The following is a 9,648-nucleotide window of genomic DNA, read 5'->3' as shown; positions in this document are numbered from 1 at the left end:
AATGCAATTGGAATACTTCTTAGCATAGGTTTCAATTTTATATTTGCTAAAGGATATATGTTGGAAAAATCCGTCCCTGGTATTGAAAATACAACTACTCCAACTGTTGTAATTAGTATTATGGGGTAGATTATGAGGGCCATACGACCTATATCCACTATTTTACTTCTTCCTAAATAAGAAGTGACAAAAATCATAGTAATTATTATAATTTCTATAGGTGTGGTTTCCAATAAGAATAGTTTTATTACTCCCCCAAATACTCGCACCGAAAAAGTTAAGATACCTACTAAATATATAAGAAAAACAAAAGATATTATGTTGAATATAAAGGGTGGAACAATTTCTTTTCCAAATTCAAAATATATTTTTCCCGGATACATTAGGTTTAGACTATTAAATATCATTATAATAGGAATAGTTAAAATCCCCCCTAAAATAATGCTAAACCATCCTCCATTTTCTACAACTTCTGCTAAGTCACTTGGCAAAGAAAGTATCCCTATTCCAATAACAACAGAAACAATTAGAGCCTTAATTTGCCTATTTGATACTTTGATTTTTCCTTTCATACCATCACCTTATCTAAGTCTTCTCTTATTTTTAGGAAAAGTAAAAGCTGGTCTTTTCTTTAAATCTTGTATAGGAGCTTTTATAATTGTATCCCTTAGGTCTCCTTCTTCCAAACCTAATCCAGAATAAGGAGATGTAAAAGGAATCCCAAAACTATTTAATTTCACAAGATGAGTTAACATAACTAAAAATCCAAGCATTATCCCGTAAAGGCCTAAAATCCCAGCACAAGCCATTAGAATAAATCTATATAATCTTAATCCTGTAGCCAAATCATAACTTGGCAATGTAAAAGAAGCAATAGTGGTAACTGCCACTATAATAATCATTAAAGGACTGACTATACCTGCATCTACAGCAGCCTGCCCTATAATAAGACCGCCAACTATTCCTATTGTGGTACCAATAGGTCCTGCTATTCTAGTCCCAGATTCTCTTAGTAACTCTATTGTCAATTCCATTAAGAAGGCTTCCAAAAAAGCTGGAAAAGGAACATTAACTCTAGTAGCAGCTACATAATAAGCCAAACGAGTAGGCAACAGCCCTGGATGAAAGGAAGTTATTGCTATATATAATGCTGGGGCAAATAATGCTATGAAAGCAGCTATGTATCTAATTAACCTTACAGTAGATGTAATGGCCCATCGAGAATAATAATCCTCTGATGACTGCATTAAAGTTCCTATAGTTGCTGGCATTATTAAAGCAAAAGGACTATTATCTACTAATAAAGCTACTCTACCTTCACATAAACTAGCAGCTACTGAATCTGGCCTCTCTGTATTTTCTATTTGGGGAAAAGGTGAAAGATAATTATCTTCAATAAGATTTTCTAGCATAGTACTGTCTAATATTGCATCTATATCTACTTTATCAAGTCTATTGTTTACCTCCTCTACTAATCCTTCTTGTACTATATCTTCTATGTACATAATCCCTACACTAGTTTTTGATCTTCTACCAATTTCCACTACCTTTAGCTTTAATTTTGGATCTTTTATTCTTCTCCTAACTAAACTAGTATTGATTCTTAAAGTCTCAGTAAAGCCTTCTCTAGGCCCTCGAACTACAGTTTCCGTTTCTGGTTCATCGACACTTCTTGTATTCCATCCCCTAGTAGAAAGAATTATAGCCTTTTCTATACCATTTATTAATAGAGCTGTTTCTCCAGATAAAATAGCATCTATTACTTTTTCCATTTCCTCTTCTTCATTTATTTCTGATAAGGAAATGCCTTCATTGGCAATTATACTAAAAATATGAGATTTTAAATTTTCACCTATTGGCATTTCTATATCTTTCTCGTCGGATAAGGATCCTAAAACGGATTCACTTAAAACTGCCTTATCTATAAGCCCATCTACATAAACAAATAATAAAGCTACTTCTCCATCCTTTCCTATATGAAAATTTCTAAAAACTATATCGCTACAGTCTTTAAAAATATCCTTTAATAATTGGGTATTCTTCTCTAAATCTTTACTTATACTCATAGAATTCTCCTAAATAAATTTTAATACTACATATATTACTGGTGGTACAACTAAATATATGATAAATATACTCTTCGCAATTTTAGCATCTTTTACGAGCCCTTCTTTTTTAAGTCTTGGCAAATCTATAAAATAAACTATTAATGATACAACTATAGAAATAGCTACCACATTCATATCAATGATAGTTTGAGAAAAATGCTTATATTTAAAAAACAAAATTTCCACTTCCCCATAGTTTTAATATTATAATCTACCGGAAGTGGAAATTTTATTCAATATTATTAAATTGTTTTCGTCACATAGACATTTTTAATCATTTTCTCTAAATCCTTCTTACAATTATATAAAGCCTTTTCACTATCAAAAATTCCAAAAACAGTAGGCCCGCTACCACTCATTAAGCTACCTAAAGCCCCATTTTTAATCATTATCTTCTTCAATCTATCTATTATTTCATATTTTCTTAAGGTAACTTCTTCTAAAACATTAGCCATATTTTTGCTTAATGAATAAATATCGTCTTCCTCCATATTTTTAATTAACTTTCCTATATCCGGCCTTTTATTAATTTTATCTAATTGAAGACTTTCATATACCTTTACAGTAGATACTGGAAGGCCAGGATTGGCTAATAAAATTAATTTATCTGAAAAACTAGGTAGCTTTTTTAGTTTTTCCCCTATACCTTCTGCTTGAGCTGTTCCCCCCATAATACAAAAAGGTATATCTGCCCCTATTTTCACACCCATATCCATTAATTCTCTCTCTGAAAGATTTAAATCCCAAAGCTTATTTAATCCTTTGAAAATCATAGCAGCATCTGTACTTCCTCCTGCTAGCCCAGAAGCTATAGGAATATTCTTTTGGATTTTGATATAAATTCCTTTATCTATATTATATTTTTCTTTTATCAATTCAGCCGTCTTATAAACTAAATTAGTTGAGTCTAAGGGTACTTTAGGATGATCCGATTCTATTACTATCCCTTCCCCTATTTCCCTGAGTATAATAGTATCTTTTAAATCTATTTGTTGCATTATAGTACTGATATTATGGTAACCATCTTGTCTTTTTGAAAGTACATCTAAAGATAGATTAATCTTACCATAAGCATCTAGTTTCATCTCCGTCATACCTTATCTCCTTTATTAATTTTAGAACAGTTATATTATACCATAAAATAATAGGTCTATCATTGAAAACTAACATGTAGATTTAAATCTCCCTTAGAATTTCATATCTACATGTTTTTCTATTATTATCTTTTCTCCTGGCATAAGATTGTCTGGTGAAGATAAATTGTTTGAAAGTACTATTTCTTCTACAGTAGTATTATATCTTTTGGCTATGTCCCATAGTATATCTTCTTTTTGAACAATGTACACAGTAATACTAGATCTCTTTTTCTTATTTATTAATTCATCAGTTGATTCTATTTCTTGGATAATATTTATCTTTTTCTTACTAGTAACTTGAACATAGTTTTTTAAATTTCCTTCTATTTTTAATTCTCCATCTTTCAGATTATATCTAAGATTTTCAAGAATGCATTCTACATCTATATTTATTTCGGTATCTAAATCACCTGTTCCGTCTACATAGAATTTAAATGGTATTTCTTCTTGGGTAGTTTTAATATCCTTAGAATTTTTCTCTAGATATACAATATTTGTAGACAGGAATCCTTCTATAATAATTTTTTCATCCATATACCTATTGTCAACAAGAACTGGAGTACTTTCAACACTGTATATTTCTTCAAAATCTATATCCTTAATTTCAGTACTAATATTCTCTTTTATTATAAAATCTTGTAAACTTTGCAACAAATATATTTCCTTTTTTTCTATATTTATCTTTTTACTTGTAGAATAAGCATCTACTATAACTTGTTTTTCTAATTCATCGTATACCCTACCCATTGCTTTTACTTTTATTTCAAAATCTACTATTCGTAGATCTCCCTCTATATCTTCTTTTAACTCATAATCTCCATTATCAATTTCTAAATTTAAGTAATACTTAAAATCTTTTTCTACCCTTGGCATTTCAATGAAGTGATTAAAAGACATTTCCTCTTCTATTGAATTTAATTTTTCTCCACCTAAATAAATAAATGTAGATTTTACAATACCTGCTACCATTAAGCCATCTTCTACTATTTTACTTTCTTCTTCAAAAACCTGAAACTGTAATTTTAATACATCTTCTATATCTGGCATATGACTTTCTAGTTCAAAAGCTTCTTTTACTAATACGCTGGACTCATTGGAAGCTAAAGTTTCCTTATAGTTTACATTTTCCTCTAAAACTTGGAGACCTTCTTCTCCCTCAATACTTTTCGCTATTTCAATTGAATTTGTGAACTCAATTTTTACATCAATATTTACTAAGGCTTGTAATAATATTTTTCTTTCATCTACGAGTTCATTTTCTATATACTCTAAGTTTACTTTTACCTCGCTAGACATATCTTCATTTATACCTTCTATTTCTACTTCTTCACTGAAATCTTTAGTAGTTTCTGCACTATATATCCTAAAGGTATCTTCTTTCGATTTATAAATAGTATTCAATCTTATTATGCCTGATATTAAAACCTTATTTTGAAATATTTTTACATTCATGATCTCAGCTTTACCATCTGTCCAAAGAATTTCTTCTATCTCTGGCTTTGTACGATTTAAGTACATATCTGTTTCTACTAAAGTCTCCACCCGTTCTCTTCCTTTTACTTCATTTACTTTTAATATATCCTTGACTAGTTTTATAGCCATAAACTTCCCCCCCTCTATTAATAGACCTTAATATTATCCTATGAAAAGATATATGTATTAATGTCCAAAAAAATTATTAAATAGAAAAATTATATATTTTTTTAAAAACGCAGAATAATACTAAACTAGTCAATATACGAGGATATAATCTAATACTAGAGACCTATTTACAATATTTGATAATTATATGTATAATAAGATGAGAAGACTTCCAAGTGGTCTTTCTTCCCCGTAATTGGGCTAGGCTAAATGCCTAGCCCAATTCCCTATTTACAATAAAAACGAAAAAGTATCGACTTAAATCGATACTTTTTTTATATAAGTGTTCTATTTCCTATTCTATAATAACTAAGGAGCCATCAGGTACATTATCATAAATATACTTAGCTATTTTTTCGGGTAATCTAATACAGCCATGACTTGCAGGCTGACCTAGCTTATTAGCTTCCTCTTTTATTATTATCTGATCTTCATTACAAGGAAGGGAATGAAATAAATAAGAATCCCTAAAGCCTACCCAATATTTTCCACCCTGCATAAACCTTTCTGCAAAAAACCATTCTCCCCTTCTGCCAGATTCTATTTCAAAAACACCTTTAGGAGTAAAGCTATCCCATGTTCCGCCAGAAGCTAAGCTTTTTTCTACTAATTCACCTTTTTTATATATATCTACACTTTGATTTTCATCTGAAAAGACGATTACCCACTCTTCAGAATCTTTGTCATAATCATGAGGAGGGATCTCCTTAGCCCTTATATACCTAGCATCTACATAACCAACCCGTCCATTTTCTAGCTTGACCTTAAACCAACCATAAGGTAATGTCTCAAGTAAGACCACCTTATCATAATCTTTTAATATATGTATAACTTGACTATTATTATCTTTTTCTGAATATATATTTATTTCACCTTTATCATTAACTCGATCTAAAGCTTCACCAATATATCGTCCTTCTAATACGCGGGGATTTTTATCTCTATTGACTTGGTTTTTATCTACATCATCTTTGGGACTCATTTCCCATTTGCTTTCAAGCTGACTTTTTGAATCTATATCAGTTTTCTCTGCCCCATCCTCATCCACTTTTACAATCTTTTCGTTGCTCTTTCTATCTGATTCTATAGACTTAATAATAGAGGCACTACCTAATATTAAAATTGCCACAATCAAAATAGTCAACTTTTTCTTCATATTCATCACCTTTCTATATTTTTTTATCTTAAAAGTTATTATATCACAATTTTTATATTTTATATTATAGTTTCATAATAAAAAGGACAGATCTAAAATTTCTGCCCTTTCTATCTTAACTTATTTTTATTTTTTTATTTTCACCTTCACAAATTGTAACCTCAACAGTTTCTGTCAGTATATCGGAATAAGTATAGGATACTCTTCTGACGCTATTAAATTCGTTGGAAATTTTAACAACGAATATACTTGGATATGCGCTTTCAAGAGTTCCCTCCCTGGTTGTCGTTCTCTTTCTCCCTTTATTTGCCTTTACAATCACCTTTTTGCCAACACAATCTTTAACGTCCTTTTTAATTTTTCCCAAACTATTTTTTTCCAACAAAAAGATCACCCTCCCGAATTTTTTCCCTATCTCTTAAGGGTAGAAGGAGTGCTAAGGGACACTCATAGTAAAAATTATAACATATCTTGTCCCTTATGTCAAATCAACATATTATTATACTATGAAGAAAATATAATGTCAACTATATTTACCATATTCCTAACTTTCAAAATATTCCACTATACTTCTTGAAATAACTTTAGCTTGACTTTTTATATAATTACTATTTAATAAGTTTTTTTCTTCTTCAGCATTAGATAAATACCCTATTTCTATTATTAAAGAGCTTACATAAACATCCTTAAGCAAGAAAAACCTTCCCTCTTTTACACCCCTATTAATTACTCCAATAGTCTCTAAGTTTTTCATAATTATATTTCCTAGTTTCTTACTTTCCCTATCCCCTCTAAAATAATATACTCCAGCACCTTTCTTATTAGAGTTAGCCATATAATTTAAATGAATACTTATTAAAAAATCTGGTTTTAATTTATTTACCATATGAGCCCTATTAGTTAATAATATTTCCTCATCATCTTTCCTAGTTAAACAAGCTTCTCCCCCTAATTCTTCAATTTCTTTTTTTAATTCTTTACTTATATTTAATGCAATTTCTTTTTCTTCAGAGCCATTAGCACCTTTAAATCCAACATTCTCTCCTCCATGCCCAGGGTCTATTATTATTGTCTTCCCAAAAAGAGGCTGTTTTATACTAGGAAAAGGGTATTTAACCATTTCTATTCCAGTATAGTAATATTTTAATATATCTTCAAAGGAATATCCCTTCTCAGCCATTATTCTACTACCCTCTTGACATAATCCTAGCCCATGACCATCTCCCTGAGATACAAAACGAATATTTGTAGGAAAAAAACTAAAACGAGTAGAACTAAGATCTAATAAATCCATTAACTCCTTGCCTTCAAATTTTTTTCCTCCCATATAAGCATACTTTACTCTTCCTTCTTCATCTCTTTCTACATCTTCTATAAATTCCTTTATTTCAATTTTTTCTTTATTTATAGGGAATTTTATATTTAATTTTTCTTCAATATCTGAGACAGAAAAATCTTTTTTATTTTCCCATTTTGGCGAATCTACACAATAATTACATAGAACTTTCCTTAGATAAATAACTGGATGCTTTAAAACATTCTCTGCATTTTCCGTACTTCCACCACAGGTATGATGAAATTTTGCTTGCATAGGCTTACCATTTATAGTCAATATTATCCCCTTTGTATTTTCTACAGCTTCTCCTATTTTCTCCCTATTTTTATTAAAATTATCCCCCCATATAGAACGATATTCCTCTATATTTTTAAAATTATAACAGTGGGAGCTTTTACAAAAATCTACCCCTTTATGATTTTTACAACCTTCACCTTTGAGTTTTAAAGACCTTCTCACTAAATTAGTCCTTATAACTATAGCTTGTGCCTTTAAGGCATCTATATGAAAACTTATATCCATATAATTCGGCAGTAAAGTTTCAACCATTTCTTCAAGGGGCAATTTAAAAATCTTATCCTCTTTTAAATCATAATAATTTATAAAAAATAAATCTGACATAATATACTACCCCCTATTATTAGAACATTACTATATATTATGAGCATTAAGTTTTTTAAGTGAATAAGAATGGGGATTTTACAATTAGTTAAATATATATAACCTTTGTAAAATAAAAAAATCTTCTTTCTGACAAGGATTCTATATTCCATCCAGAAAGAAGATTTTCTGTTTCCATATTTACTATAGCCCTAATATCCAAGATGCCATTGAAAAATAAACTATTAAACTTATAGCATCTACTATAGTTGTAATTAATGGGCCTGCCATAATAGCAGGGTCTATATTGACTTTTTTGGCTACTATAGGTAGTATACCTCCTATTATTTTAGAAACTACAACTGTAGCAAACAAAGTTACAGATACTGTTAAAGCTACAGCGAAATCTACTTTTTCTAAAAAGTAGATTCTTAAAAAATTTGCAAAAGCTAAAGTTATCCCTACAATTATACTAATTTTAAATTCTTTCCATATTATTCTCCAACTATCTCTTAGTTTTATATCTCCTAATGCAAGTCCCCTAATGATCAAAGTTGAGGATTGACTCCCTGCATTTCCTCCTGTATCCATTAACATGGGTATAAAGGCTGTTAAAAGAACTGCAGATTGGAGTAGGTCTTCATATCTTCTAATTATTCCTCCAGTAAAAGTTGCAGATATCATAAGAACTAATAACCAAATTATTCTATGTTTTGCTAATGTAAAAGTATTTGTTTCTAAATAAGGCTCTTCCGATGGCGACATAGCAGCCATTTTTTGAAAGTCTTCTGTAGTTTCTTGGTCAATTACTTCCATAATATCGTCAACTGTTATAATACCAGTAAGTCTATTTTCATTATCCACTACAGGTAATGCTAAAAATCCATATCTTTTAAAAATACCTGCTACTGTCTCTTGATCGTCATGGGTACTTACATAAATTACATCTTCATCAAATATATTTTCTATAATTTCATCTTCTTCACTAATTACTAATTTCCTTAAAGATACTATTCCTTCTAATTTCCTATTTTTACCTGTTACATAACAAGTATAAACTGTTTCTTTGTCTAAGCCTGTTTCTTTAATATGCTTCATAGCCTCTTTTACAGCCATTTCCTTTTTTAGTTCCACATATTCTATAGTCATTAGGCTACCAGCAGAATCTTGCGGATATTTTAAAAACTGGTTTATAAGTTTTCTTTCATCTTCCTTAGTATTTCTTAAAATTTTCTTCACTATATTAGCAGGCATTTCCTCTATAACGTCTACTCTAACATCAAAATATAATTCATCTACTATATCTTTAATTTCTTTATCTGTTATGAGACCTATTAATTCTTTTCGCATATCACCGGAAAACTCTGAAAACACTTCCACCGCCACATCTTTTGGAAGCATCCTAAACAGGATTAGTGCAATATGAATATCCATAGATGATAGGATATCAGCTACGTCTACAGAATTCATTTCTGATAATTCATCTCTTAATTGTACATACTTTTTTTCCCTTATTAGTTCTTCAATTTTTTCATCATACATGTAATTCCCCCTCAGAAGAACCATGAAAATTTAGGTATGATTATGGTTCTTCTACTAATATTAAACTTTCTAATCAAATTCCAACAATCAGGCAAAGGCCCAGAATCCACAATCATCACCTCTTTCTTT

At 30.1% G+C, this 9,648-nt stretch carries 9 protein-coding genes; all 9 read right to left on the bottom strand.

Going from position 1 to position 9,648, the window contains the following annotated elements; genetic code table 11:
- Window positions 1–572: GerAB/ArcD/ProY family transporter (locus VK071_05585; protein HLR34787.1), on the bottom strand; the 572-nt coding region annotated here is incomplete at its 3' end.
- Between the two features lie 9 nt (window positions 573–581).
- A complete protein-coding gene (locus VK071_05580; GenBank protein HLR34786.1) occupies window positions 582–2,066 on the bottom strand; it encodes a spore germination protein in 1,485 nt (494 codons plus the stop codon).
- 9 nt (window positions 2,067–2,075) lie between these two features.
- Window positions 2,076–2,285, bottom strand: a complete 210-nt coding sequence (locus VK071_05575) for a CLC_0170 family protein (protein HLR34785.1) — start codon at window positions 2,283–2,285, stop codon at window positions 2,076–2,078.
- 65 nt (window positions 2,286–2,350) lie between these two features.
- Complete coding sequence (ispE, locus tag VK071_05570) at window positions 2,351–3,202, bottom strand: 4-(cytidine 5'-diphospho)-2-C-methyl-D-erythritol kinase (GenBank protein HLR34784.1); 852 nt, start codon at window positions 3,200–3,202, stop codon at window positions 2,351–2,353.
- A gap of 93 nt (window positions 3,203–3,295) precedes the next feature.
- Window positions 3,296–4,846, bottom strand: coding sequence for an SPOCS domain-containing protein (locus VK071_05565; GenBank protein ID HLR34783.1), 1,551 nt, complete (start codon window positions 4,844–4,846; stop codon window positions 3,296–3,298).
- Between the two features lie 334 nt (window positions 4,847–5,180).
- Complete coding sequence (locus VK071_05560) at window positions 5,181–6,041, bottom strand: L,D-transpeptidase family protein (GenBank protein HLR34782.1); 861 nt, start codon at window positions 6,039–6,041, stop codon at window positions 5,181–5,183.
- A gap of 115 nt (window positions 6,042–6,156) precedes the next feature.
- On the bottom strand, window positions 6,157–6,435 hold the full coding sequence (locus VK071_05555; protein HLR34781.1) for a Veg family protein: 279 nt from the start codon (window positions 6,433–6,435) through the stop codon (window positions 6,157–6,159).
- A 150-nt stretch (window positions 6,436–6,585) separates the two neighbouring features.
- Window positions 6,586–7,998 carry an N-acetylmuramoyl-L-alanine amidase gene (locus VK071_05550; GenBank protein HLR34780.1) on the bottom strand — a complete coding sequence of 471 codons (1,413 nt, stop codon included), beginning with the start codon at window positions 7,996–7,998 and terminating at the stop codon, window positions 6,586–6,588.
- Window positions 7,999–8,181: 183 nt separating this feature from the next.
- Window positions 8,182–9,519 carry a magnesium transporter gene (mgtE, locus tag VK071_05545; GenBank protein HLR34779.1) on the bottom strand — a complete coding sequence of 446 codons (1,338 nt, stop codon included), beginning with the start codon at window positions 9,517–9,519 and terminating at the stop codon, window positions 8,182–8,184.
- Window positions 9,520–9,648: the final 129 nt, after the last annotated feature.

This window comes from Tissierellales bacterium, assembly GCA_035301805.1.
Taxonomy (GTDB): domain Bacteria; phylum Bacillota; class Clostridia; order Tissierellales; family DATGTQ01; genus DATGTQ01.
This window is presented reverse-complemented; position numbering and strand designations above follow the sequence as displayed.